Origin of the sequence: Deefgea rivuli DSM 18356 (assembly GCF_000620145.1) — a bacterium.
Lineage (GTDB): Bacteria > Pseudomonadota > Gammaproteobacteria > Burkholderiales > Chitinibacteraceae > Deefgea > Deefgea rivuli.
This window is the reverse complement of sequence record NZ_JHVM01000008.1, coordinates 198854-223159: the sequence shown is the minus strand read 5'-3', so window position 1 is coordinate 223159 and position 24306 is coordinate 198854. Positions and strand designations below refer to the sequence as shown.

Below are 24306 nucleotides of genomic sequence, written 5' to 3'. Positions count from 1 at the left end.
GAGCCAGCGGCAGCGTGAGTAACAGGTAAGGGAAGTAAAGCTGCCGCTCAGTTAACTTCACACAACGGCGGCAGTTCGGCAAAAGCGGACGGTACAGTAAACAAAGATGAGGAGCAATATTATGTGCCTACTCAATGGTCGTAGTCTGTTTACCATTCGGTAACTGCTTTATACACATGGTGTGCGGGTAATTATTTCCCACTGTGCGGTAAATATCAACCACGTCAAAGAGAGTTATCAGATAAAGCCCCTTAGTCCTTTTGTGGTCTGAGCAAAAGAAAAAGCCTATAAGGTTTTTATTATTTGGGAGAAACGGTAAAAAATGATGGCTGTGAATAAATTGATTGCAAAGTGCTGATATTGATATTTCAGTGACTTTTGACTTGCTTAAATCGTACTCTGATTCTTTAAAAAAAGTTGCGAGAGAGACAGCATTTCCACGATAAGCAAATTCATGGATTGAATATTTCTTGTGGGATATTTTGTCGGAAATTTTCTTTGATTCAATTAATTTTCTGATTGAGTAGAAGCCGAGGAATATTTCTTTCTCAATGGTGTAAAGATTTTTTTCGCCCCAACGTGTTTGGATAAGCCTACGCTCAAGTCTGCTCGCGAGTTTGAGAAGATCATCTTTCCAATAACTGGACTCGTGGATCATGTCGGCCTTAGAAGAACATAACGTTGGTTCGCGATAGTTGTCTTCAATATTTTAGCACCCTGCTGGCGCTGCTCAGCCATAGCCTCCATTGGCATTAACCAGCAGAACAGCACGCAACTTGAATTAGTACATTCAGTGAGCTTTAAAAACTGCAGACTCCATACTCAGCAATTCAAAGGTGTTGATGCATTTCATTCCAAATACAGCAGCAATATTTGGAATGAGGAATTTCTTCTTATTGAGTGGATCTTTCTTTTCTTGAGTAACGATGGTCGAGCCGATCACAATCGCTTTTGCTATAAGCCAAGGATCTGCCCCAGATAAGAAATCGGGCATCGCGTTGGGCTTCATACCATCTTGATGTTCAGCGACATATTTAACAATTTGCTGGTATGCCTCTTGTGTTTCTTGATCGTCTACGTCAATGAAAAATTGATCGTATTCTTTGACCCAAGTGGAAAGAAAATCGTTACCTTTCTCCAGCTCCTCAGCAACAAAACAGATGCTAGATACGACGGCAGCTGAGTGTTTTTGCTGAATCCAATCCCAATAAGCAGGACAGAATGCAGGATTATAATAAAAATTTTTGGCCTGAATAAAAGTATTTGAATCGAGCAAATATCTCATATGTTGAGCTTACCCGCGAATGTTGTTATTTTAGAAGGTTGAACACCCAAAAGACTCGCCGCGTCACGTAATAACATCTGACCACTTAACGCGGCAGCCACAACAGCTTGGCTCAATCGTTTGCCATTACGTGCACCCAGATTAGCGTAAAAATCACCACTTCCACCGCTGTCTTTACTTTTGCTTTGTCGATGCAACTCAAGCTCGTTCCTATAGTAAGTTGCATACTCATTATCACTAATAAATCCCAAGTCAGCCGCGCGTTTAGCAACGACTAATTTACTAACTTTGAAACGGCTTGCGAGCCCTGCCAAGTTATCGGTCCAGAGAACTAGTTCATCATTCCAAAAATGCTTTATTTCAGTTTCTGGGACAAGAAACTCACCTGCGACCTGATTGCAAAAAGCTTCTTCTTTACGATCTACATTCCTACTGAAATTGGAAATTCCAGAGCTGCCAATCCAGAGGTGTGCCAATTCATGAATAAGAGTAAATAGTCTGGCGCTTGGTGCATCGGCACTATTAATAAAAACGATGGGTGCAATAGGGTCGCTGATTGCAAATCCGCGAAACTCAGCGACATCGAGTTTACGATGTGTATTTGCGCCAACGATGCCAGAGCGCATAACCAAAATGCCGGCTACTTCAGCATTTGCAATGATTTTTCGCAGGTAATCGTCATGGTTAGGATGCTGCTGCGGATCTGCAAAACCAAGCACCATACGCATATCTGCAACAACATCGGCCATACGAGCTGTGTGGCTGAATTTACCAATGAATGGCAAAGGTTCTGCACCTTGATCGATTAGGTATTCTTTAAACCAATCCTGTTTTTTGAGCGCATCTTTAACCATTTCTTGCAAGGCTGGGCTAGGCTTGTCCAGTACAGCACCACCGACAGTCCGTAAATCTGGAATTGCTATCTCATCTTGTGGTGGGGAGCTTAAAAACAGATACCCAAATGGCACATGTGTGGCATTAGCCCATTTTTGAGCTTGCTTGAATGTGGGCTGCTCTTCTCCTGCCTCCCAAGCAATGATCTTGGCTAGTTTAACCGCGAGCGTATCCGCAACCTGCTGTTGTGTCAGGTTGGCGCGTTGACGGGACCATATCAGTAAGGAGGGTTTTATAAGGGCGGTGCTCATGATACCCAATAGTAGTATCAACGCTCTAAAGGCGTCTAGTAGATATTAAACTGTGTTAAAACAGTAAGTGTGTTACTCCATTACAATGGTGTAAATATTATTGCTAGTGCAATAATCAGCCACAAAATACCGAAATATCGAATACTAGCGATGCGCCACTCCCACCTAATATGAACTGCTTGCCAGAAGTTCATCCTCACTGAGCCATCTTTTTTCAAAAGCTCGTCTGATTTGCGCTGTTCAGCCAAGAATAATTGATTATCAATCGGCTCATGATTAAATTTGCAGTTGGTTTTGATCGTTTGATATTTTAAGCGATAAGCTTCTACGTCACTCCATGTTATTGATTCATGCGCATCGACTTTAGCAAGAAGTAATGCAACCGACTCTTGAAAGTCATTCAACTCTTCTGCATTATGATGCAGTACCTCAGCCTTTGCTCCGTTGGCGGCACCCTGTTCAATCAGACTAATTGCCAATAGGAAAATGCCTAAGCTGGCAGATAAACTAGTCAGGTAATTATTAATTTCTGGCTTGTCTTTGAAGTAGACGAGTTGAACGAATGCGATGGCTACACTTAACGATGAAAATAATGCCAAGCTAATTGTCGAGAATAATTCACGCCGCCTTAGTCTACGAGCCGCGTTATATCGAGAGCCTGACGTTCTCCATGCTTTAGTCCGTAGCGTAGTCAGATATGTTTTCATGTAGTTGTGACTTTGGGGTGATGGGCAGGCCGCATAACTTATAAATCAGTCAGATCCTCTTCTCGTGCGCCATTTGGGCCATTAGAAGGTTCAGTACAAAGTACCGTTCCAGATCGAAATCTGGCATGGAGCACTTCCGCTCCCAAACAACTTGGGAGGTTTCGCTTGCGCGTAGCCATACAGCCTGCAGGAATTATAGTACCTGAATCAACCATAAACCGCCCCTTCATCTGCATGCATTGTTGATAAAATATATCGAACATAGCGCGCATATTTGTCATCAATCTGTTCGTCGGTCAGTGTTTCATCTGGATCAAGACGGCCACGCTGTTCTAAAAAAGCAAGTTTTTCCTCCCGAGTCGTGATCGCATCATAATTTCTAACATAGCCACCATTCGAGTTGTGGCGCATTTCCCAGTAGGACCTGCGTAATGTTTTGAGATCTGCTGGCGGTCGAAAATCAAACTCAGGCAAACGGCTAAAAAGACCTCTGATTGTATGGTCAATTTTATGTAGTAACGACAGATCGGTTATTTGGCTAAAGTAGGCAATCCAGCCGTACCGTTTTTGCCCTGATATTGCACCAGTAATTCTTTCGTTTAGCTCAAGCAAAAAAATATCAGCTAGACGCTCTTCAGTCAGATATTTGTGTTTATCTAGCCGATGTTTTTTGTTGTGTGTGAAATCGCTAAATTTAGCGGCGATTGATTGCAGAAAACGCTCAATTGTTGCTTCTCGGACGGTGACTGCGGTGCCTTCAAAAAAATACCCAAGGTAGCCGAACGGTCTCGAAAGCTGGGCAACCTGTGTCTTCCCTGAATTGGTGGCATGCAACGACAATCCACGTCGTTTCAACCTGCCTGTCAGTGATTCTTTTGCGCGTTTAACCGAATCGTGATCGCCATACATGATCACATCATCTACATATCGATAGTAGTTTACATCTAGCTGCTTCATGGCTTCATCAATTGGCTGCATATAGATCGCAGCAAGGATATTAGAAATTGCCAATCCTTGTGGTACACCAGTAGCTGTTTTGTAATCAGCATGGCGATTACGCTTAGTATTTTTTGGTACAGTTGGAGTCAGTAGCGCGTGCCGGATCAAGCGCAATGCTGCGTTACTGTGTATTTTTTTTTCAAGCACCGTTATTAAGCGGTCACGTTCAATTGAATCGTAAAAGGTCTTGATGTCGGTACAACAAACCCATGTATCGTCAGGGTTTCTGCCTTGCAGATCTTCAGAAATCGAACGTACATATGTGCTGGCGATATTGCGTGGAATACATTCTGGAAATACTGCCGCAAGAAAACGATTAAGCTGAGCCAGTATGACACGATCACGAATGGTCGGGATACCAATAAGCCGAGGCAGTTTATTGCGTCCCTTTGCTTTCAATACTTCCAAATAAGGCGCGAAATAATACGTGCCTGCGATGCATTTTTTTGATGTGGTAACAAATTCAGCTTCTGCACGAGAAAAAAATTGAAATCCATTAATACGGTCTATTCCTTTGCTCGTACTTGTTGCATGCTTATCCTCAAACACACTATATAAAGTGGCTGGAGCGAACAGCGACTCGAATAATGCTGAATCACTGATTTCGCCATTTCCAAATAATATTTCCGCAATTGTTCTTGTCATTAATCGAACCTGATTTAGCCTGAGCTAGGTTAGCAGAAAATTCTGTTCTGACTCAATTATTCCAGACATAAATTTAACTTGCAGATGTTGCATCTCGAAATCGTTCAGATGCTATCACTTAAAAGCACTGGACAAATAAGTAAACGTGGTTGGCTAAATGGCTAAGAAGACGCATTGCACTGGTTTGATCTTTCGTTGGACTGTGGTCATTGGCATATTCTAGGTTTAGCCATCTAACGTGGGCGTTTAGGCTGCACGTGGAGCGTGTCGGCATTGAACGACTGTTATGCGGCTGAATATATTTTCTGAGCAAGTGACAAGTTACCGCCTTGAATAAGGTTAAAGAAGCCACGTTCTATATCAATAGCTCGATAGGCTCCGCCATAGTAGCGATGGCTTATTGCAATGCACTCTTTACACCAAGAGTAATAAACTAGGCTATTACTGCTTGTTACACCAATTTGGGTGGTAAATTTTAGTGTACTTAATGCCTTGCTATGATTGATACCGTTAAGCCTTGAAAGCAACAAATCCAAGACGCAGTAATTGACTGGATCCAGAAAAGCAATAATTTTAGAGACGAATGATATCCCAGAGAACTGGGGCATTTTAAGTTTTAAAATATTTATAAGAGTTGGAATTTTTCCGCCTGAAACTAAGGCTTGAAATTCCTGCAGCTGTGATTGGGTAATATGTTTCCTGAATTCCATAACCCGATGCATTTGATAGCCTGCATTTGCATTCCCCCAGTAAATAACATTAGCAAGACCGTGCTCAATTTCTTGTGTATTGCTTGAGGTAAGCAGCGTCCGGATACGCGCTTCAACCTCAGCGATGCTGCCTGCATGTATTTCCATGTTGTTTGTGAAGTCAAAATAGACGGGTGGAAATGCATACCCAATAATGGACTTTTGAAGATCGCCGATCTGCTGAGTTGTCAGGGGCACTCAATTACTCCTAGCCGCATAACGAATAAAAGGGGAATCACCGTCTATTGTCACAGTAGGTTGGTCTGGCGAGCAAGCGGCGCACCGTCTATGGACAAATGCAGGTAGTAATGCCTGAACAACGCGAGTCTCTTTCTTTTGCTTTTGCCGACCAACATCGAACATGGGCTCAATGTGTAGTGACACACTGATTTTGGCCATGAATAAATAGTTTTTACTGTTCGTTAAGGCCGAACAGCACAGGCATGAGGCAAAAATAAAGATGGCCGCAACCACATGGTTTTCGGCCTTTCATATTTCCAGCTTCGGCATCAATACATCGGCCAAAGCGGCCGATCATGTGCTTTTGCTCCCACATCCGAAATCTTACTTTTGCGTCAGTTTCATTCAGAGTAGACAATGCCTGTCAGCAGATGGTAGTTGGCCACAAGCGGAAGTCCAATAAAAAAACAGGAGCCAACGATGAATAACAAATTTCAGCGTGTAGAATGGGTTGCGTGAAATGATACCCATTAATCCCAGATGATGGGCATCGCCATAACTCACGGCTCAACCCATCCTACGCGCTCCAGTGGAGTCTATATGGAAAAAATTATTAACCATAAGCTGTTTGAGATATTCTTCGAGAAGCTGCTGATTGCTCTTATTCTTGTGCTGGCTGGCTATGTGGCTAATCAATCGATAGAAAGATATAAACTAATTGAAGCGCAACGAGTTGCGGGAACTGTGGCTTTTGTTGAGTCATGCCAAGAAATTTGGATTGCTTTGTATCAATATGAAGCAGAGCTAGATCGATCTGAAGCTTTTGCTACTCGGGTGAAGTTTGCTGAGATGACAAGCCAAGATGCTAGCAAGGAAAATGCTGAGTTTAAAGAGGCCAATCAGAAAATCGATGAAAAACTTCGAAATATAACTGACAAGATAAATGCCAAAAGCTTTATCGTTGGAGCTGCCTTTGTTGAACACTTTAGGCTGTATGCTAGTCTTGTTAAGGCTAGAGCTGATGCGAAGAATTCAGCAGTGATGAAATTCAACAAAGAAGCAACAATTGCTCGAGAAGCTGTAGAGTCATTTGACCGCCAAATCGCTTCAATGCGTTTTACTGCCGATATGGCTAGGGAATACGCAATCAGAAGGCTTCCACAGCCATAATGTTGTGGATCGATAAGTTTAAACATCAAGTTCGCTTGCTAGTTTTACGTCTGCTGTCGCTTCGTCATGTGACATTTTTAGTCGTTACGTTGTCTGCTTTGGCCGAACAGCTTTGGCAGGCGGCCGAATTGAATAAGGCCGCTACACGTTGGTTATCGGCCTTTCGTTTTCCACATTTAGCCATCAAAACTTCGGCCATAGTGGCCGCTCATGTGTAGCTACGAATACATTATCTAACTAGTTTTTGCGTAAGAAATCAACAAGACACGAAAATGAGCGGTGTTCTGGGGGCTCTATATAAGCTGGTCTACGCTCCAACTGCAGGCAAATCCTGGGCCTACTGGGTCGAGAACAAAAACGATACCAAACTTAATGGAGTAATCAGTTATCAAACTCTGGTAGCGCGCACAGGAATACAATTTCTACCGATGCTGGCGTACTAAAGCAAAGAGAGCAAAGTGGCCTATTCTGTGTACTAAGAGCACACTAATTTGAAGGTAAAGTACCATGATTGAATACACGACTAGAACGATCTCGGTTATTTCGGCCTGTATTTGTAATCGTTGTCAGCGTCGATTAACTCCAGATGACCTTGATTGGCAGGAACGATTATCTGTTTCATATAAAGCCGGATATTCATCAGTTTTTGGGGATGGTAATATTATTAGTCTCGATTTGTGCCCGCAATGTGTTGCAGAAGTTCTTGGACCTTGGCTACAAATATCCGATGCTAGCGAACCGCTGGATCAATTATCCAACTAGAACGACTTCGATTTTGCTTAACCGCCGAGTGTGATCCCGAAGGTATTCGGTTGGAGCGCATCCAACCGGGCAATTCACAACAAGAATGCCTAAGAACAGCATGAAGCCCGTTTGGGCAGTTTGTAAGTATGTGCATTTTTTGCACATACTCGCTTATTAGGCCAAAGCGGCCAATCTATTTTTTCATACGGTATGAATCGCCCCCAGTTTCGTCGACGGGTTATGTCCGCTATGGCCGATCTGTTGATGCCACAGCCTGAAAAACTAAAGGCCGCTAACCATTGAGTAGCGACTTTTTTTATTTCTGTTGCCTGCCAAAGCTGTTCGGCCAAAACCGCCACTCGTGTGCGCCCAGCACTACATCAAGCAACTTACTTTTGCGTCAGCTTCATTGTGCGCCGACAATGACCTGTCAGCTGACGGTAGTCGGCCAACAGCAGAAATATCAAGAGTTATTTTTAGTTAATTTTGTCCCACGCTTTGGTTTCCATATTTAGCAACACACCTCAGAACCATAAAAGTAGAATTTCTTTATGAATAACTTATTGTTTTTGCCTATGCTATCCCACATATTGCTGGTTGCAATACTTTATGTTTTCCTGACGGTAATGCGCGCACCTAAAGTATGGGGCATTGGAGCTAATCCCGATGGAAGCAATCCTTTTGCTAAGCTAGAACCAAGGGTAAGTGCAAACCTTTCCAATCAATTTGAATGGCCTGTACTATTTTACGCCGCATGCATAATTGTTATTTCTCGCCCTGAATTTTATCAGCACATACATTTATGGTTCGCTTGGCTCTTTATTCTTGGTCGTTTACTTCATTGTGCTATTCAAATATTTACTACAAATATTCGGCTTCGTGGCGCAATATTTACAATAAACTTTGTTGCGGTAATGTGCATGTGGTTTGTTCTTGGGGCAAGCGCTCTTAGCCAATAAAAGCAGCTAGTAAAGTGAGGTGCGCAGCTAAATAAGAGCACCTATGTTTAAAACAAAATCGCCCAAAAAATGAATCTTAAAATCTCTACTTTGCCCATAGTAATAACGATTAACAAGAATGGCTGAGCGACCACTTACACATACTATCAGCTCATGACGAAAACGGCTGGGTGACTGTTTTGGGTTGATAACAGGCGGTAGTCGGCCAGAAGCGGTCTTTTCGGTAGGTTCCGTACCATTTAATCGCACAAATTCTGCAATGCACTAACATCGCAAAAGACAACGGCAACTCCACATGAGAAGAATCATTTTCGCTACTTTATTAGCAAGCTGCATTTCAATATCCCATGCAGGCTATGAAGAAGGCATCGCAGCACTTAAGGCAAAAAACTACGTACTAGCCTTGCAAGAATTCCGACCGCTCGCTGAGCAAGGCGATGCAGCCGCCCAGCATCATTTAGGCCTGATGTATGCTAACGGCCGAGGCGTAATTCGAGACTATGTCCAAGCTGTAAACTGGTATCGCAAAGCTGCTGAACAAGGCTATGCCAATGCGCAATCCAATCTCGGCGTAATGTATGAAAAAGGCCAAGGCGTGCCGCAAGACCATGCGCAGTCGGTGGACTGGTTTCGCAAGTCCGCCGAGCAAGGCGATGCCAATTCGCAAGCCATTCTTGGCATAAGGTATTTCGAAGGTAAGGGTGTGACAAAGGACGATGTTCAAGCAGTGAGCTGGTTTCGTAAGTCTGCAGAACAAGGCAATTCTGCCGGGCAAAGCTTGTTAGGTATAGCGTACGAAATTGGACTCGGCATGGCGCAGGACAACGCCAAAGCCGTAAACTGGTATCGGAGCGCAGCTGAGCAAGGAGAGGCTAAAGCACAAACTAGACTCGGTTCGATGTACGAAAAAGGGCATGGCGTTCCACAAGACTATACGCAGGCAGTGAGCTGGTATACCAAAGCAGCTGAGCAAGGTGATGTTAACGCGCAAATTAAGCTCGGCTCGATGTACGAAAATGCACTAGGCGTGTCGCAGGACTGGGTAGTGGCCTACGCACTGTTTAATCTTGTTGCGGTCTACGGTAATGCTGAGGCGATTAAACATCGGGATGTAGTCACCTCAAAGATGACGCCCAAGCAGATTGAGTCAGGCCAGCGATTAACTAGTGAAATGGCAAAACCAAGTAGTCTTAACAAAGCGATTGCAGCATACCTAACAAGCAAAATTTAAGTGAGCTTCTTAGCGGCCGCTTTAGCCGAACAGCCTTGGGTATCGACAGATCGATCTTTGCAGACATAAAGCGTCGAGTTAACTCAGGGCGATTCAGTCTTGATGGCATAAATTCCATACCCAAACTTCATATCAAGCTGTGCAGGCGCTACCCATCAAGTAAAGCAGCACCTTCGAATGGTATGTCAATGTCACTTGTTAAAAATGCGTAGCGCTATAGTCATATAGAAAAGCAGAGTCAAATTTTTAGACTTAATTCTCGTCTAACGGCGCCCCAATTTGGGAACTGAGTGGTTCCAAAATGGATTAACTTTCCTTCGAAGTTCTCTTGCCCACGGCCTGAATGATTATCGTCAACTAAAATACCACCTTTAAGAAGCCCCTTGTTAGAACAAATAATTAAACGCTCTACAAAGTCATAACCAAAATGGTCTTCTATCCAGACTCTTTTTTCGGTGTATGAAAATGGATTTTTAGTTGAAGGCGCAGTTAAAATGTATGGCATATATTCATCTGAATGAATGAGTTCTTTTACCGCCTCAATTGCACCTTCTAATGGCGGTAGTCTCTGGTAAAACCCATATTGAGACTGAGGAAAAGCGATGCCAGGATTTTCCGCCAGAGCCTTTGCATGCGCTCCAGAAAAATCACACAGTACATCATCCATATCGATGTAAATAATCATTCATTTTCTTCTTGGGTTAATAATTAAATGAACTATATGCTCGCGCCATTTTACTGAATAAATTCAAGTTTTAAACAGGGCGAAAATCAGTTTCGGCAAGCAAACTCATTTTTCATAAAAGCAAAGCTACCGTGGTATACATAGAACATCTTCTAGCAAATAAAAACGCCAACTCAGTACTTCAAGTTGGCGTTGTCTAGTTCTTAGAGCGTCGCAGCTAATCTAGCTCTGATTTCCACAAGACTAGCATCGTTCAACAATTTCCCATCTTGAAACACTTCGATAAACTCACAATTGTTTACCTCATCCCAACTTGCTTGGTCTTTTAAGTAAAACTCGCCATTTTCGTCCTTGAACACAGCAACCAAACCTTTTGCTGAATTTTTCGTGCCATCCCCTGTTTTGGGGGCTTTGAAAATTTCACGATCTTCACCCGCAATTTTGGCAAATGTGGCTTTGACAGCAAAGCCATCGGTATCCCGTGTTACGAACTGATAGGTGTAGCTACCGATACCGAACACCACATTCGTCGAGGCAAAGCCTTTAGCTTTTAAGCCTTCACAAATCGCTCTAGCACGCTCGATAGTGATCGAATCACCATAAATCAACCCGACATGCGAATCGAGTAATTTATATCCAGTGGTACTGAAGGTGCCGCCAAATACATCCCATAAGCATTCAATCGCGCCTTTATGTTCTGGAGAACCTTCTGGTGCATCGGCATCACCACAAATCATTTTAACTGGGCAGCCAGTATCTGGACGGAACACCACTTTGCCGTCACGCGCTAAGATTTGCGCTTTGAGCTTAACGGTAAAGTCGGTCATCACTTGCCAGAAATCCCAAGAATCCGACACGATACTCACGATGCCTGCTGGATAAATGTCTTGGATTAAGCGGCGGAAGGTTTCCAGCTCATTGTCCATACCGCCAGCGCACATGACCGAGTGTTCTGTCGCAGCGACGCTGCCGCCAACCAGTTCAAGATCGCTATTGGCGTTGTAATAGTCTTCCAGAAAATCAATCGCTGGAATGGTATCGGTGCCGGTAAAACTCAATAAATGTGCTGCGCCACTCATTGCAGCCGCTTCAGCGCCATACATGCCACGGAAACTAAAATCGTGACCTTGCCAATTCACAAAATCGGTACTGCCATCCGTTTCCAGTGCGAATTGAGTGAGTATCTTCTTGTACTCATTGGCAGTAGTGGCACTGGTACACATACCCCAAACATTAGTCGAAAGAATAGTTTCTAAATAATTAGTCAGCCAGAAAAAACGCTCGTCAGTATTAAAGATAATTAGACAAGGTACTTTCAATGGATAAACCGAACCTTCTGGCAATGCCATGATTTTGATCGGTAAATAACCCAGATCATGCAAATCAGCAATGTGCTGGGTGCCTACGTTATTTGGGCCAAGGTAATTATTAATACGACGTGAAAACCGGCGAATCACTTCGTCTTTGGGTTGCTGAAAAAAGTCTTCATTCCAGTTTTTAATCAAGAAGCTTTTGACGAAGTATTGCAGCCCAAAAAACACCATCTGATCGGTATAGTCACGACGGGTGTTACGTGCGGTCAGATTACTAAAGATCACTTCAGTGTTATCTGGATACTGACGGCGGTGATCGACTTTATAGCCATCAATGGCAGTAGCGGGATTCAAGTTCATTTTGACTCTCCTTGTGTTGGCATATAGCGCCAAATATTTTTTACATTTAGAAATTCAGTCGCTGGCCAGTCTTGCAAACTGCTGGTTGTGTAAACCGCATCAATGCCACTGTCAGCTAACTTGGCCACATCAGCGCTACCCTCATAATGAGAAACAGCGAGAATAATTTTTTCACAGCCTTTGGCTTTGAGTTTTTTGGCCAATTCAATAAACGTTCGGCCGCCAGCACAAATATCATCGACAATCAGTGCTGTTTTACCGCTTAAATCATCACAGAACACTTCAGTACCAATGATCGCGCCATTACGAACATCACGAACTTTGTCCGCTCGTACGACAGGGAGTCCGCCAAGCTGGCTCGATAACTCAAAAATCTTTTTATTTGAGCCAGCGTCAGGTGAAATTAAAACGACTTCTTGGCCAGTCTCGTTGAGTACGTCCTGCAAAAAATGATGATTTTTAACGACCCTAACCTGATTGAGTAATGCCACGATGACATCGCTGTGTGGATCAAACAGGCAAACTTTGCGGTACTGCTGCTGATTGATTAAATCGGCATAAACCTTGGCAGAGAGCGCTTCGCCAGGATTACAGACTCGGTCTTGCCGTGCACCAGGAAAATAAGGAATCAATAAATCAATTTCTGTTGCGCCTTGACGACGCAGTGCATCAGTTAGCAGCAAAAGCTGCATCATTGATTGATCACCTTGATAGCGAAACAAAATTTCAACGTGCGCGCTATTGGGGGCCGAAATCTGGACATGATTTTCACCACTACCAAATTGAAATAGCTTCAACACGCCATCTTCTTGCGGTGCCTTTGGTAAGGAATAGCGGCTAATTACTGTACTGGAGCTTGTCATAACTCGACCTTTTTGAAAGTAACCAGAGCGTAAGTGATTCCAAGTAGCTTGACTATGCTTCTGCGTGTGATTTGTATCTTCTGTTTCAAACCACAACGCAAATATAGTGTCTCTGAGACACTATGTCAAATTTAAATACGCACATTTATCTTTGTGTGATTTTTATGCTATAAAAAGAATGTCCTAGAGACATAAAGTAGAGAGCGCAATGCCAAGTCCAGATCTCATCAAAAAACCCCTATTCACCGTTGATAGTGTGTTGTTTACCGTCCAAGACAATGTACTTAAAGTGCTCATGGTGAAACGCGCAGAGGCTCCTTATTGCAGAGCGTGGGGCTTACCTGGCGGTTTTATTGATATCGACCTTGATCAAAACACAGACATGACAGCCCGTCGCAAATTGGCAGCCAAAACAGGGTTCGCGCCGAACTACTTGGCGCAATTGCAGGTTTTTTCAGGTCTAGAGCGAGACCCGCGCGGGTTTAGTGTCACGCTAGCCTATTACGCTCTCGTCGCATATCAGGCCGTAGCCTCTCATATTGAAACCGTAGAAATGGCGTGCTGGATACCTGTGAGTGAGCTGACCGAGTTGGTGATTGCGTTTGATCATCTGCAGATCATCGAGCTTGCACGGCAACGATTACAACAAAAAACGCTTTACTCAATGCTCCCCGTTTTTTGTCTGCCGCAGCAGTTTACGATCGGGCAATTGATGGCGGTTATTGAAGCAATTATTGAAAAACCGATCCAGCGTAAAAGCCTAATGCGGCGAATTGAAGCGTCTGAAATGTTTGAAGTCAGTAATGAAAAAATTTCATCAGGTGGACGTTTGGCGCAGTTATATTCACTCAAGCCAGATGCCAATATCATTAACTTCGAGAGAAATCTAAGCATTTAAACGCAAACGTCAGCTTTGGCCGAGGTGCTGATACCAAGGCTTAAAATATGAAAGGCCGCAAACCATCAGGTAGCGGCCTTCGATATTTTCAAGCCTGTGTATCGATACTTTGACTCAGATTCGAAGTATGTACTTCAGTTGTTCCTAAATTTTACGTGATGCGTGATGAAAGAATTTTTGGTGCAACTCATCTAAACAGACTTTATTTATTTGATACTGACTTTATTTATTCTGATCAAAGCGGCCATTTGCATCACTATTTACTCAACTGTGACACTTTTGGCTAAATTGCGGGGTTTATCGACGTCGGTGCCTTTGCGGCAGGCGGTGTGATAGGCCAGAAATTGTAGCGGCAGCGTGAAGACAATCGGCGCGAGCGGGCCAGTTTGGCTTGGTAGTGTAATAGTGCGATGGCAGTAGGGAAATGCCGCTTCGCAACCTGGTTCAGCGATCAGGAAAATCTTGCCGCCGCGTGCTTCGACTTCGCGCAGATTAGACAGTAATTTATCAAAGAGGCCATCGTTAGCGGCGCAGACAATGATAGGCATATTTTCATCAACGAGCGCGAGTGGGCCGTGCTTAAGTTCGCCTGCTGCATAGCCTTCGGCATGGATATAAGCGATTTCTTTGAGTTTCAGCGCGCCTTCCAGTGCAATTGGGAATAGTGTGTGGCGGCCTAAAAACAGTGCGTGATTGTAATGGCTCAGTTCGTGCGCCCATTCCTCAAGCTCGGTTTCAAGTGGGAAAATATCGCTGAACATCGCGGGAAGGCGCGGTAGCCAGTTGGCGAGCTCAGAAATTTGCGCTGGCGCTAAAGTTTGGCGGCAGCTAGCTAGCGTGCCGGCAAGGGTAAATAGTGCGGCGAGCTGGGTGGTGAAGGCTTTGGTGGAGGCAACGCCAATTTCAATGCCCGCATGCGTGAGCGCCACAAGATCCGCTTCACGAGTGAGCGTTGAATGGGCGACATTGCAAAGCGCCAAAACATGAACTTGGCCGCGCTCTTTGGCCGAACGCAGTGCTGCGAGTAGATCGGCGGTTTCACCGGATTGCGAGATGGCAACAATCAGGGTGCCGTCTTGCTCGCGCCCGCTGCGGTAACGATATTCGCTGGCAATATCAACGCTGACGGGCAGGCCGGTGTATTCCTCAATCCAGTAACGTGCAACAAGCCCTGCGTGATAGCTTGAACCACACGCAACAATGCGAACGGCTGTGGTGTGGCCAAAAATTTCAGTTGCGGCGCTACCAAATAAATCTGCTGAAAAACCTTGCTTGAGTGCAGGGGCAAGGGTGTCGGCGAGTGCCGTCGGCTGGGCAAAAATTTCTTTTTGCATATAGTGGCGATACGGGCCAAGATCGGCTGAATCTGTCACTACATCTAGCGTGCGGGCAGGGCGGTTGACGCTTTGGCCGTTGATATCGAAGATCTGAATGGCTTCGCGCTGAATAACGGCGAGATCGCCTTCTTCAAGGTAAATCATACGCTGCGTGAGTGGCAGTAGTGCCGCGATATCAGAGGCGAAAAATTGCTCGCCAAATCCTAAGCCTAAAACTAAAGGGCTGCCTTGTCGTGCGCAGATCAGCAGGTTGGGTTCATGAATGCAGGCGACGCCAATTGCAAAAGCGCCGTGTAAACGCGGAATGGCGGCTTGCACGGCGGCTTGTAGATTGCCGTGACGTTGTAATTCAAAATGGATTAAATGGGCAATGGCTTCGGTGTCGGTTTCTGAGCTAAACACATAGCCAGCGGCTTGGAGTTCGAGTTTGAGCTCGGCGTGGTTTTCGATGATCCCGTTGTGGACGACCATGATGGAGTCGCCACCCAAATGCGGGTGTGCATTGGCTTCGGATGGGATGCCATGCGTAGCCCAACGGGTGTGCGCGATGCCACTTGTGCCATTGGCTTTTGTGCAGCGTGCCGTTAAATCGGCAACGCGGCCAGCAACTCGGATGCGCTCGAGTTGATTGTTGCCATTGAGCGCGATGCCGCTGGAATCATAACCGCGATATTCAAGCCGCGCTAAACCGGCTAATAACATTGGAACTACATTTCGATCAGATACTGCGCCAACAATTCCGCACATAAATTATTCCTAGTTAAGTAGTTAAGCAAAAGTTTTGGCCTAAGGCCACCCAGTCTTGCTCCGTTGTTTCACCTAGCTGTACTGGATGTACTGCTTTCGGCTTTTACGTCTTGCCATAAAATTTTTTCACCAGCACCTAATGGTGCATTGCATCATCAGAATGTAGAAGAATTTAAGACGCTTGTCGCTACTTGAATACCCGCATTACCGTTTGACGGATAGCGCCACCAAGCCTGTTTTTGCTCACTACAGTGAAGTTATGCTTTGCTTTATGTGGGAGGATGTGATGACAATTCAGCTGCTTTCTATGGGCGTGATTGGTGTTCGTTTGCTGGATTGTATTTTGACCTCTCGGGCGACTTATCCAGAGGAGCTGGCCGACCAAGTAGTGAATGAAATTAACCATTATCTGGTGAGTGCACCGCTCAGCGAAAAACCACTATTATTTCATTTAGCATGTGAAGTGCATGAAGCATTGAGTGATCGATTTGGCCGTATTGATTCATTACAAGCACGGCGTGATATTGCGAATGTGATGGGCTTGCTGGTGTATCGAGCACGGATGACGGCGAATCAAAGTCGCTGAGATTTAAAGCAGAATAATCAATAGATTGTTTGTAAATCGACCCACTTTTGTTGGGTCGATTTTAATTTGTGCCGATGAAATACAGGCGGTAGGCATTTTCGCTTATCCTAGGCGAACTTTAATTGCCAGGCTTTACAAGATGAAAAATAAAACTGCTGATTTTGTTGAACCGTTGATTGCACTGGCGACGATTTGTTTTTTGTCGCTGACTATTTTTGCGATTGTTCGGCCTTTTTTGGCGGCATCGCTCTGGGCTGGAATTTTGGTTGTGAGCACTTGGAAACCGTATTTGTATTTGGTGAAAATCCTAAAAGGCCGTCGTGCTTTAGCTGCACTCACCATGATGACGGCCTTGTGTTGCTTTATTTTGCTGCCAGTCGTATTGGCAGCGAGTGATTTCTCTAGTGTGGCTTCTGGGTGGAGTATTCAGCTGCATGCTGCATTCAGCAATGGCTGGCCGGCATTACCCAAGTGGTTGGTGTCGATTCCAGTCTTGGGTAATCATTTGGATGTGATCTGGATGAAAATCGGTGCGAAAGATATGGATACGATTAATTCGTTCCGCACTTATATGGCGCCCGCTTCACAATTATTGTTGGTGTTGGTGAAAGAAATTGGTAGCGGCATGATGCTGTTGATGATGAGCTTGTTTATTGCGTTTTTTATTTATATGAGCGGTGAAGATTTATTGCTTTGGATTCGCGGTTTTGTTGAGCGGCTTGCGGGTGAACGCAGCACCGAATTGTTGGCTATTTCATGCAGTTCAACCAAGGGCGTGGTGTATGGTTTTATGGGAACTGCGGTGGTGCAGGCTTTATTAGCATGGTTTGCTTTCTTGATTTCTGGCGTGCCGAATGCAACATCTTTAGGTTTTGCGAGTTTTATTTTAGCGTTATTACCATTTGGCCCCGCGCTAATTGGCTTACCAGCGGCAGCTTGGTTGTATTACCAAGGTGAAGTGGGTTGGGCGATTTTCATGGTGAGTTGGATGTTGTTTGTGGTGGGTTCGGCGGACAATGTGATTAAGCCATTACTGATTGGCAAAGGCAGTTCATTGCCGTTTATTTTGATTTTCTTTGGTGTATTGGGCGGCGCATTGGCATTCGGTATGTTGGGCGTCTTTATTGGCCCTGTGCTATTGACGATTTTTTATGAATTGGCGCGCAGCTGGATTTTTTATCCAAAATCATTACCGCCTACGGCGACCTCAACACCTAAAGATGTAGATATTGAGTAAAGTAAGGGTGTAATAAAAAAGCCGCTGATTGTGTCAGCGGCTTTTTTATATCGACTGCGATTTAGTTGTCGGCCATTAAAGTACCGTTAACGAGCCTAACGCGCTGGCCAATTTGCAATGCAGGCGCTTGTGGGTATTGAATCGTTCGTGTGCTGCCATCATCAAATTGGGTGGTCACATCGTAATGCGTTTCTTTTTTGATTTGTTTTTCAACTTGCGTGCCTATCACTGCACCGCCGACTACACCGGCAATTGTCGCGAGAGTTTTTCCTCTGCCTTTCCCAATTTGATTGCCAAGCAGGCCACCTGCAGCACCCCCCAGAATTACACCGCCAGGACCACCTTCACCGGCAACTTCAATTGCTTGAATGTTCACGATGCGCCCGCAGTTTTGGCAAATTGGTTTGATCGGTACTGGCATGGGAGTAATGAGGTTGACTGGATTACTGGTCACTACGGCGTGTAGTGTCGGCTTAGGTTTGGGTTTTTGCGTTGGTGCCGATGTTGGTTTGATCGTTGGCGTGGCAGTTGGTGTTGCGGTCGGACTTGGTGATGGCGTTAAAGTTGGGCTAGGTGTTGCTGTGGCACTGATGACCACAATCGGCGCACTAGCAATTGGGGTGGCTTGCCCAATCAGGCCGAACCAGTTTGCAATACCAACGCCCGAGGCAAGAATCACTGAGCCGGCTGCGGCTAAAATAAGGGGGTGGGGAGTATTGCTGGTATTTGACATAATTATTGCTCCGATGAATATATGGATATCTTCCTCTATTAAAGCTGAACGGACTGTTAACCGACGCACATTGCGAGGGTGTAAAAATAACAAAGCCCAAGACGGGCTTGGGCTTTGTGTGTTTTGAAAATCGCTGAATTAGAGTTTAAATTTTTGTACCAAAGAGGCCAGTTGCCCAGAAACAACTTTAATCGATTGCGCTGCGCCCACGGTGCCTTGTGCGGCCGACATGGTGCCGCTGGACGATTGGGCAACTTCATCGACGTCATTGCGAATCGCCATACTGGAAGTGACTTGTTCTGCAAGCGAGTGGCCAATTTGGCCAACGACAGCAGCGGTCGCTTCAGTTTCTTGGCGGATGGCTTTGACGGCTTCGCCACCTTCTTTGGCTTGGCGTATCCCTTCTTTCAGTTGCACGACCATTTCATCCATACGTGTTTTGGCATTTTGACCGCTGCCTTGTACGGCGGTAATGGTCAGGCCAATTTCTTGTGTTGCTGAGCTGGTGCGCTCGGCTAATTTACGTACTTCATCGGCTACAACAGCAAAACCACGGCCCATATCGCCTGCTCGAGCCGCTTCAATCGCGGCATTGAGGGCCAGTAAATTGGTTTGGTCGGCGACATCGCGAATCACGGCAATCACCGCAGAAATGCTCGTCACGCGCTGCGCCAAATCATCAATGCTGCTTTGTGTATCACCAACGGCTTGCTCAATATCGGCAAAGCGTTTCACAGCAGAAGACAAAACATTCAAACCTTTGGCAGAGATTTCAGTCGCCGATTCACTTTGTTGGCGTGCGGTGTTGGCTTGTTGTTCAGCGGCACGGGTTTGGTCGGCAAAAACTTCGGCGGTATGGGCGATGCGGCTTGCTGCATTGCCTTGTGCTTCGATTAAACGATTACTGTCTTGTGCGCGCGAGACGATGTCATCGCTGGTGTGATGTAGGGTATTTACGGCTTGGGAAAGCTGCGTCATCACGGTACGCAGTGATTCACGCATTCGGATGACCGAGCCAAAAATACTCTGCGGCGATGCATTACCAATACCAGTGTTGCCTTGTAAATTACCATCGGCCACGCTTTGCACTAACTTCAGCACTTCAGAAGGTTCCCCACCCAGATCATTCAAGATTCGGCGCACGGTAGTGAGCATAAAGAAGCCGACGATACCGGCGACGATCAAGCACACAATCACTTGCCAGCGTGCATTACTCCAAAAACGGGCATCGGCTTCAGCAAAGCTAACCCCATTACCAACGACCCAACCCCAACGCGGAGTTTTTTGTGCGACTGAGAGTAAGTCTACAATTTTGCCGTCACGCTCATTCGTCCATGGATAGGACGTGAGTGCGCCGCCTGATTTTTGTAAAGCGGCGGCGACAATATCACCGACGCCTTTGCCGCTTGCATCTTTAAGCACTTCATTAAATGCTTTGCCATGAATTTGCGGATCACCTGGAGCCGCGATGAAATTGAGTTTTTCATCGGTGACGTAGACATATTCAGACTTGTGGTATTTATTCTCGCGCAGAATCTGAATTGCGATTTCTTTGGCTTGGGCTTCAGTTAGTTTGCCGCTTGCCGCCATGTTTTCTAACTGGGTGATGGTCAAGTAGCTGCTGCGGAGTAGCTGCTCAATACGTGCTTGATTGTCGGTCGCACTCATTTCGCGCATGGTGCTAAGACCGACAAGCATGACGCCAATCAAGGAGATCAAGACGGCGATGGATAGACTCCATGCTTTAAATTTCAATGTCATTTTTTACTCCGGATATCAAATATCAAGTGATTTTTATGCTGCGTATTATGCCTTGAATATTAGAGTTTAATTATGCCTTGGCCTAAATAACTCACTTTCCCGCTCACATGCACCTGTAGTTGTAGATCAATCTTAACGTTGAGGATAGATAATCGGCTGATTAATTTCTGAATTGTGTGGCCTTGCTCAATCTTAAATTGCAGCGGAGTTTTGCTACCGGTGGCTAATAAGTAACTGGCGATATTGGCCGCCGCAGTGCCGGAGGCAAAATCTTCGCTAATTTGAAATGGATTGGCACTAAAGCAGCGCAGCGTGATTAGCTCGCCTTCCATGCTCCAAATGGTGGCCTGTACTAAAGATTTCGGGCTTTCTAAGCAATACGCCAACAGTGTGGGGTGTGGTTTGGCTTGTAAAACGCTTTGCCGTGAACGAACTTGGATCATTAATTGTTCAAGGCCACTATCGACAAATAAGATGGGGTTGATAATATCGCGGACGGCAATATCAAGTGCTTGGGCGACTTCAAGATGCCCACGTTCACAAGGCCGGGTACTGCCCGCTGGGCTAATAAAGCTATAGCCTTCATTTGCATACTCTACTGGTGTAGTGCCAATGCTAGTGCTGATTTGCGCGGAATGAAAATCAGGATTGTTTTGATGCAAGAGCGCCGCAGCACCGATTAAAGCGCGGCCGGAAAAAGGCAGGCTGTATTGCGGACCAAAACAGCAGAGCTCGCGTGTTTTTGGGTTAAAGAAGGCGACTTCGCTGCCACCCATTTGGTAGGCAAGGGCTTGGCAAGTTTCAGGGTTAGGAAATTCATCATTACTAAATATAATTAATGGATCGCCAGACAGTGGTTTCTCGGCAAATACATTGAGCATATGAAAGGTGAATTGAGGCATTTAGCAATTGCCCTGAAAGAAAAGGTGGCTGCCACATAATGGGGCAGAAAACGGCATAGTTTGGTAAAATGGCAAAAAAATATTGTCTTAAACTTCTATTGTTGGACTGCCATGCCTGTGAACTTACCTATTGCTGAGAAAGACCAGCCCTTAAAGCGGGATCTTGATCTCCTTGCTGCCTTGTTGTCTGACACGATTCGTGAGCAGGCTGGTGCTGCAACGGCTGAACAAATTGAAGCGATTCGCCAGCTGGCGTTCCGTTATGTACAAGGTCATGAGCCTGATGCAGGTAAAGCGCTTGCGCGTTCTTTATCAGTACTCGATATGCCAACGACAATGGCCTTGGTGCGTGCATTTAGCTATTTCTCACATTTATCCAATATAGCAGAGGATTTGCATCACAATCGCCGTCGTCGTGCTCACAAAATTGCGGGCTCGAAAGCGCAGCGCGGTAGTATTTCGGCAGTGATTGATGATCTGGTGGAGCGTAACGTTAAGCCTTCTGAAATGTTGGCGTTATTGGCGGATACACTTATTGCGCCGGTGATGACCGCGCATCCGACTGAAGTGAAGCGTAAAACCATCCTTAATTGCCACACTGCTTTGGCCGCTTTGTTGACGGAACGTGATCGCAGCCAAATGACGCCAGAAGAAGTTCGCGCCAATCAAGAGGCGATGGAACGCGTGATGCTGACGTTGTGGCAAACCCGCGAAGTGCGCACTGTTAAATTGACGGTACAAGACGAAATCGAAAATGGTTCGACGTTCTTCCGTAATACCTTCCTGCATGAAATCCCACGCTTGTATCAAGATTTGGAAGACAAATTCTCGGATATGAGCGGTGAAGCCATTCAATTGCCGAATTTTATTCAAGTGGGTAGCTGGATTGGTGGCGATCGCGATGGCAATCCAAACGTGACAGCGGATGTGATGCGCTATGCGGTTTCACGTCAAGCTGGCGTGGCACTGGATCATTATTATCAGCAATGCTTGAAGTTAGAGGGCGAATTGTCAATGTCGACGCGTTTAGTCGCTGTCGATCAAGCCTTGTCTGAATTGTCTGAAACCGCTGTTGACGATAAAGCGCGCAAAATTGGCGAACCGTATCGTTTGGCGGTGTCTGCCATTGCGTCACGTATTTTTGCTACTGCCTTAGAAATTGGTACTTTCCATCATGAATTGCATGATGTGGCGCATGCTGCTGCGTATAAAAATGCCGATGAATTGTCGGCTGATTTGGCAACGATTGCGCGTTCATTAAAAGCACATGGCGCTGCAAAATTGGCCAATGGTCGTTTGCGTCGTTTGCAACGCGCCGTATCGGTATTTGGCTTTTTCTTAGCGCCAGTCGATATGCGTCAAAATTCAGCGATTCATGAAAAAATGATTTGCGAATTATTCCAGCAAGCCGGTCTTGAGGAATACAGCAAGCTGGATGAGCAATCGCGTCGTACCGTGCTGCTGCGCGAATTATCCAGCCCACGTCCGCTGATTTGCCCGTATGACGTCACGTACAGCCCAGAAGTACAGCAAGAACTCGATATTTTGCATGCCGCCGCTGAATTGCAAGCGCGTTATGGCGAGGCTGTATTGCCAAATTACATTATTTCTAACTGTGAATCCGTGTCGGATATGTTGGAAGTCGCGGTCTTGCTCAATGATGTTGGTTTAGTGTCATTGGCACCACAAGTGCGCAGCAAAGTCAATATCATTCCATTGTTCGAAACGACGCCAGATTTGCGCAATAGTGGCAAAATCATGACTGAGATGTTTGCGTTGACACAATGGCGTCAATTGCTCAATTGCCGCAACCATGTGCAAGAAGTGATGCTGGGTTATTCTGATTCGAATAAAGAGGGAGGTTACCTCACGTCGAATTGGGAGCTGTATAAAGCTGAACTCGCCTTGGTGGATGTGTTTACTGCCGCCGGTATTAAATTGCGTTTATTCCACGGTCGTGGTGGTACGGTCGGTCGTGGTGGTGGTCCAGCTTACGATGCGATCTTGGCGCAGCCAGCAGGCTCGGTGAACGGCCAAATTCGGATTACCGAACAAGGCGAAGTGATTACCGCTAAATACGCCGATCGCGAAGTCGGTCGCCGTAATTTGGAAATATTGGTTGCTGCAACCTTGGATGCAAGCTTCCAACCCGCCATCGTTGAAACGGATGACGTGATTGCGCGCCGCGCTTTGATGGAACGCCTATCAAGCCGCGCTTACCAGTTCTATCGTGATTTGGTGTATGCAACGCCGGACTTCATTACCTATTTCCTTGAAGCGACGCCGATTACTGAGATTCCGAATCTGAATATCGGTTCGCGCCCAGCTGCACGTAAAAACACCACTAGCATTGGCGATTTGCGTGCGATTCCTTGGGTATTCTCATGGTCGCAATGCCGTTTGATGTTGCCGGGCTGGTATGGTTTTGGTACTGCGATTGCGGAATATCTAGCAGAAACGGGCGATGATGGCCTTGCAAATTTGCGTGAACTGTATGCAAATTGGTCTTTCTTGCAAGTGACGATTTCGAATATGGAAATGGTATTGGCAAAATCGGATATCGCAATCGCTGAGCGTTATTCTGAATTGGTGCAAGATCAAGCGGTTGCCGCGCGTATTTTTGGCCGAATTAAAGCCGAATGGCAGCGCTCAGTCGATGCAGTCTTGGCGATTACTGGTCACGAGCAATTGTTGGGCGATAATCCAACTCTGGCTCGAAGCTTGGATAACCGCCTACCTTACCTTGATCCACTTAATCACTTGCAAGTTGAGTTGCTCAAACGCATTCGTGGCGGTGATGATTCAGAAGAATTGCGTCACGCAGTGCATTTGACGATTAATGGTGTATCAGCAGGCTTGCGTAATAGCGGCTAATTTAAGTAGTCTGCAAAAATTTTCTTGCATCGTTGTCTCGCCTTGTCGTACTGAATGTACTGTCTTGGGCTTGCCTGTCTTGCCATAAAACTTTTGCACTAATACTTATTGCGTAGCGCGAAGTGAAAAAGGAGAAGGGAAAGGATCAATTAATCCTAACCCAACTCCTTTTTTCTATTGTGGCGAATGTGAATAC

The 24306-nt window shown here is 45.6% G+C and carries 21 protein-coding genes; 8 read left to right on the top strand and 13 right to left on the bottom strand.

What is annotated here, in order from left to right:
* Positions 1-127: 127 nt before the first annotated feature.
* From Q320_RS0103610 to Q320_RS0103585, 6 genes are all read right to left on the bottom strand, one after another.
* Positions 128-658, bottom strand: a complete 531-nt coding sequence (locus Q320_RS0103610) for a hypothetical protein (RefSeq protein ID WP_027467879.1) — start codon at positions 656-658, stop codon at positions 128-130.
* A 132-nt stretch (positions 659-790) separates the two neighbouring features.
* A complete protein-coding gene (locus Q320_RS0103605) occupies positions 791-1285 on the bottom strand; it encodes a DUF4411 family protein (RefSeq protein WP_027467878.1) in 495 nt (164 codons plus the stop codon).
* Positions 1282-2430 carry an XRE family transcriptional regulator gene (locus Q320_RS0103600; protein ID WP_035852066.1) on the bottom strand — a complete coding sequence of 383 codons (1149 nt, stop codon included), beginning with the start codon at positions 2428-2430 and terminating at the stop codon, positions 1282-1284. The genes Q320_RS0103605 and Q320_RS0103600 overlap by 4 nt, the downstream gene beginning before the upstream one ends.
* Before the next feature lie 80 nt (positions 2431-2510).
* Positions 2511-3137: an SLATT domain-containing protein gene (locus tag Q320_RS0103595; RefSeq protein ID WP_156938968.1), complete on the bottom strand. Its 627-nt coding sequence runs from the start codon at positions 3135-3137 to the stop codon at positions 2511-2513.
* Positions 3138-3344: 207 nt separating this feature from the next.
* On the bottom strand, positions 3345-4781 hold the full coding sequence (locus tag Q320_RS0103590; protein ID WP_027467875.1) for an RNA-directed DNA polymerase: 1437 nt from the start codon (positions 4779-4781) through the stop codon (positions 3345-3347).
* Positions 4782-5065: 284 nt separating this feature from the next.
* Positions 5066-5728 carry a hypothetical protein gene (locus Q320_RS0103585; protein WP_027467874.1) on the bottom strand — a complete coding sequence of 221 codons (663 nt, stop codon included), beginning with the start codon at positions 5726-5728 and terminating at the stop codon, positions 5066-5068.
* 582 nt (positions 5729-6310) lie between these two features.
* Between Q320_RS0103585 and Q320_RS0103575 the strand changes: the two genes are divergently transcribed.
* From Q320_RS0103575 to Q320_RS18295, 4 genes are all read left to right on the top strand, one after another.
* Entirely contained in the window at positions 6311-6880 is a 570-nt protein-coding gene (locus Q320_RS0103575) for a hypothetical protein (protein WP_027467872.1), read from the top strand.
* Positions 6881-7387: 507 nt separating this feature from the next.
* A complete protein-coding gene (locus tag Q320_RS21170; protein ID WP_084282329.1) occupies positions 7388-7642 on the top strand; it encodes a hypothetical protein in 255 nt (84 codons plus the stop codon).
* A gap of 533 nt (positions 7643-8175) precedes the next feature.
* On the top strand, positions 8176-8583 hold the full coding sequence (locus Q320_RS0103560; RefSeq protein ID WP_027467870.1) for an MAPEG family protein: 408 nt from the start codon (positions 8176-8178) through the stop codon (positions 8581-8583).
* A gap of 295 nt (positions 8584-8878) precedes the next feature.
* A complete protein-coding gene (locus tag Q320_RS18295) occupies positions 8879-9814 on the top strand; it encodes a tetratricopeptide repeat protein (RefSeq protein WP_084282327.1) in 936 nt (311 codons plus the stop codon).
* Positions 9815-10052: 238 nt separating this feature from the next.
* Here the strand turns inward: Q320_RS18295 and Q320_RS0103550 are convergent, their stop codons facing one another.
* From Q320_RS0103550 to prs, 3 genes are all read right to left on the bottom strand, one after another.
* On the bottom strand, positions 10053-10499 hold the full coding sequence (locus Q320_RS0103550; protein ID WP_027467869.1) for a 5' nucleotidase, NT5C type: 447 nt from the start codon (positions 10497-10499) through the stop codon (positions 10053-10055).
* A gap of 203 nt (positions 10500-10702) precedes the next feature.
* Complete coding sequence (locus tag Q320_RS0103545) at positions 10703-12172, bottom strand: nicotinate phosphoribosyltransferase (RefSeq protein ID WP_027467868.1); 1470 nt, start codon at positions 12170-12172, stop codon at positions 10703-10705.
* Positions 12169-13035 (bottom strand): ribose-phosphate diphosphokinase, encoded by an 867-nt coding sequence (gene prs, locus Q320_RS18290; RefSeq protein ID WP_051534429.1) that lies wholly within the window; start codon positions 13033-13035, stop codon positions 12169-12171. The genes Q320_RS0103545 and prs overlap by 4 nt, the downstream gene beginning before the upstream one ends.
* A 208-nt stretch (positions 13036-13243) precedes the next feature.
* On the opposite strand from prs, the gene Q320_RS0103535 reads away from it, so the two are divergent.
* Positions 13244-13933: an NUDIX hydrolase gene (locus Q320_RS0103535; protein ID WP_027467867.1), complete on the top strand. Its 690-nt coding sequence runs from the start codon at positions 13244-13246 to the stop codon at positions 13931-13933.
* Between the two features lie 260 nt (positions 13934-14193).
* Here Q320_RS0103535 and glmS read toward each other — a convergent pair whose 3' ends face one another.
* Entirely contained in the window at positions 14194-16017 is a 1824-nt protein-coding gene (gene glmS, locus Q320_RS0103530; RefSeq protein WP_027467866.1) for a glutamine--fructose-6-phosphate transaminase (isomerizing), read from the bottom strand.
* A gap of 286 nt (positions 16018-16303) precedes the next feature.
* Between glmS and Q320_RS0103525 the strand changes: the two genes are divergently transcribed.
* Both Q320_RS0103525 and Q320_RS18285 read left to right on the top strand, forming a co-directional pair.
* Positions 16304-16603 (top strand): hypothetical protein, encoded by a 300-nt coding sequence (locus tag Q320_RS0103525; RefSeq protein ID WP_027467865.1) that lies wholly within the window; start codon positions 16304-16306, stop codon positions 16601-16603.
* Positions 16604-16742: 139 nt separating this feature from the next.
* Positions 16743-17840: an AI-2E family transporter gene (locus Q320_RS18285; RefSeq protein ID WP_051534428.1), complete on the top strand. Its 1098-nt coding sequence runs from the start codon at positions 16743-16745 to the stop codon at positions 17838-17840.
* Between the two features lie 61 nt (positions 17841-17901).
* Here the strand turns inward: Q320_RS18285 and Q320_RS20575 are convergent, their stop codons facing one another.
* From Q320_RS20575 to Q320_RS0103505, 3 genes are all read right to left on the bottom strand, one after another.
* Positions 17902-18573 carry an outer membrane lipoprotein gene (locus Q320_RS20575; protein WP_051534427.1) on the bottom strand — a complete coding sequence of 224 codons (672 nt, stop codon included), beginning with the start codon at positions 18571-18573 and terminating at the stop codon, positions 17902-17904.
* Positions 18574-18711: 138 nt separating this feature from the next.
* Positions 18712-20334 carry a methyl-accepting chemotaxis protein gene (locus Q320_RS0103510; RefSeq protein ID WP_027467864.1) on the bottom strand — a complete coding sequence of 541 codons (1623 nt, stop codon included), beginning with the start codon at positions 20332-20334 and terminating at the stop codon, positions 18712-18714.
* A 59-nt stretch (positions 20335-20393) separates the two neighbouring features.
* The gene (locus Q320_RS0103505; RefSeq protein WP_035852062.1) at positions 20394-21236 is read right to left on the bottom strand and encodes a PhzF family phenazine biosynthesis protein; all 843 of its coding nucleotides are present in this window, start codon (positions 21234-21236) and stop codon (positions 20394-20396) included.
* Positions 21237-21347: 111 nt separating this feature from the next.
* On the opposite strand from Q320_RS0103505, the gene ppc reads away from it, so the two are divergent.
* Entirely contained in the window at positions 21348-24110 is a 2763-nt protein-coding gene (ppc, locus tag Q320_RS0103500) for a phosphoenolpyruvate carboxylase (protein WP_027467862.1), read from the top strand.
* Positions 24111-24306: the final 196 nt, after the last annotated feature.

What these genes read in the sequence shown, in the direction of transcription:
- Q320_RS0103610 (WP_027467879.1), bottom strand. Translation starts at nt 658, where the DNA reads ATGATCCACGAGTCCAGTTATTGGAAAGATGATCTTCTCAAACTCGCG.
- Q320_RS0103605 (WP_027467878.1), bottom strand. Translation starts at nt 1,285, where the DNA reads ATGAGATATTTGCTCGATTCAAATACTTTTATTCAGGCCAAAAATTTT.
- Q320_RS0103600 (WP_035852066.1), bottom strand. Translation starts at nt 2,430, where the DNA reads ATGAGCACCGCCCTTATAAAACCCTCCTTACTGATATGGTCCCGTCAA.
- Q320_RS0103595 (WP_156938968.1), bottom strand. Translation starts at nt 3,137, where the DNA reads ATGAAAACATATCTGACTACGCTACGGACTAAAGCATGGAGAACGTCA.
- Q320_RS0103590 (WP_027467875.1), bottom strand. Translation starts at nt 4,781, where the DNA reads ATGACAAGAACAATTGCGGAAATATTATTTGGAAATGGCGAAATCAGT.
- Q320_RS0103575 (WP_027467872.1), top strand. Translation starts at nt 6,311, where the DNA reads ATGGAAAAAATTATTAACCATAAGCTGTTTGAGATATTCTTCGAGAAG.
- Q320_RS21170 (WP_084282329.1), top strand. Translation starts at nt 7,388, where the DNA reads ATGATTGAATACACGACTAGAACGATCTCGGTTATTTCGGCCTGTATT.
- Q320_RS0103560 (WP_027467870.1), top strand. Translation starts at nt 8,176, where the DNA reads ATGAATAACTTATTGTTTTTGCCTATGCTATCCCACATATTGCTGGTT.
- Q320_RS18295 (WP_084282327.1), top strand. Translation starts at nt 8,879, where the DNA reads ATGAGAAGAATCATTTTCGCTACTTTATTAGCAAGCTGCATTTCAATA.
- Q320_RS0103550 (WP_027467869.1), bottom strand. Translation starts at nt 10,499, where the DNA reads ATGATTATTTACATCGATATGGATGATGTACTGTGTGATTTTTCTGGA.
- Q320_RS0103545 (WP_027467868.1), bottom strand. Translation starts at nt 12,172, where the DNA reads ATGAACTTGAATCCCGCTACTGCCATTGATGGCTATAAAGTCGATCAC.
- prs (WP_051534429.1), bottom strand. Translation starts at nt 13,035, where the DNA reads ATGACAAGCTCCAGTACAGTAATTAGCCGCTATTCCTTACCAAAGGCA.
- Q320_RS0103535 (WP_027467867.1), top strand. Translation starts at nt 13,244, where the DNA reads ATGCCAAGTCCAGATCTCATCAAAAAACCCCTATTCACCGTTGATAGT.
- glmS (WP_027467866.1), bottom strand. Translation starts at nt 16,017, where the DNA reads ATGTGCGGAATTGTTGGCGCAGTATCTGATCGAAATGTAGTTCCAATG.
- Q320_RS0103525 (WP_027467865.1), top strand. Translation starts at nt 16,304, where the DNA reads ATGACAATTCAGCTGCTTTCTATGGGCGTGATTGGTGTTCGTTTGCTG.
- Q320_RS18285 (WP_051534428.1), top strand. Translation starts at nt 16,743, where the DNA reads ATGAAAAATAAAACTGCTGATTTTGTTGAACCGTTGATTGCACTGGCG.
- Q320_RS20575 (WP_051534427.1), bottom strand. Translation starts at nt 18,573, where the DNA reads ATGTCAAATACCAGCAATACTCCCCACCCCCTTATTTTAGCCGCAGCC.
- Q320_RS0103510 (WP_027467864.1), bottom strand. Translation starts at nt 20,334, where the DNA reads ATGACATTGAAATTTAAAGCATGGAGTCTATCCATCGCCGTCTTGATC.
- Q320_RS0103505 (WP_035852062.1), bottom strand. Translation starts at nt 21,236, where the DNA reads ATGCCTCAATTCACCTTTCATATGCTCAATGTATTTGCCGAGAAACCA.
- ppc (WP_027467862.1), top strand. Translation starts at nt 21,348, where the DNA reads ATGCCTGTGAACTTACCTATTGCTGAGAAAGACCAGCCCTTAAAGCGG.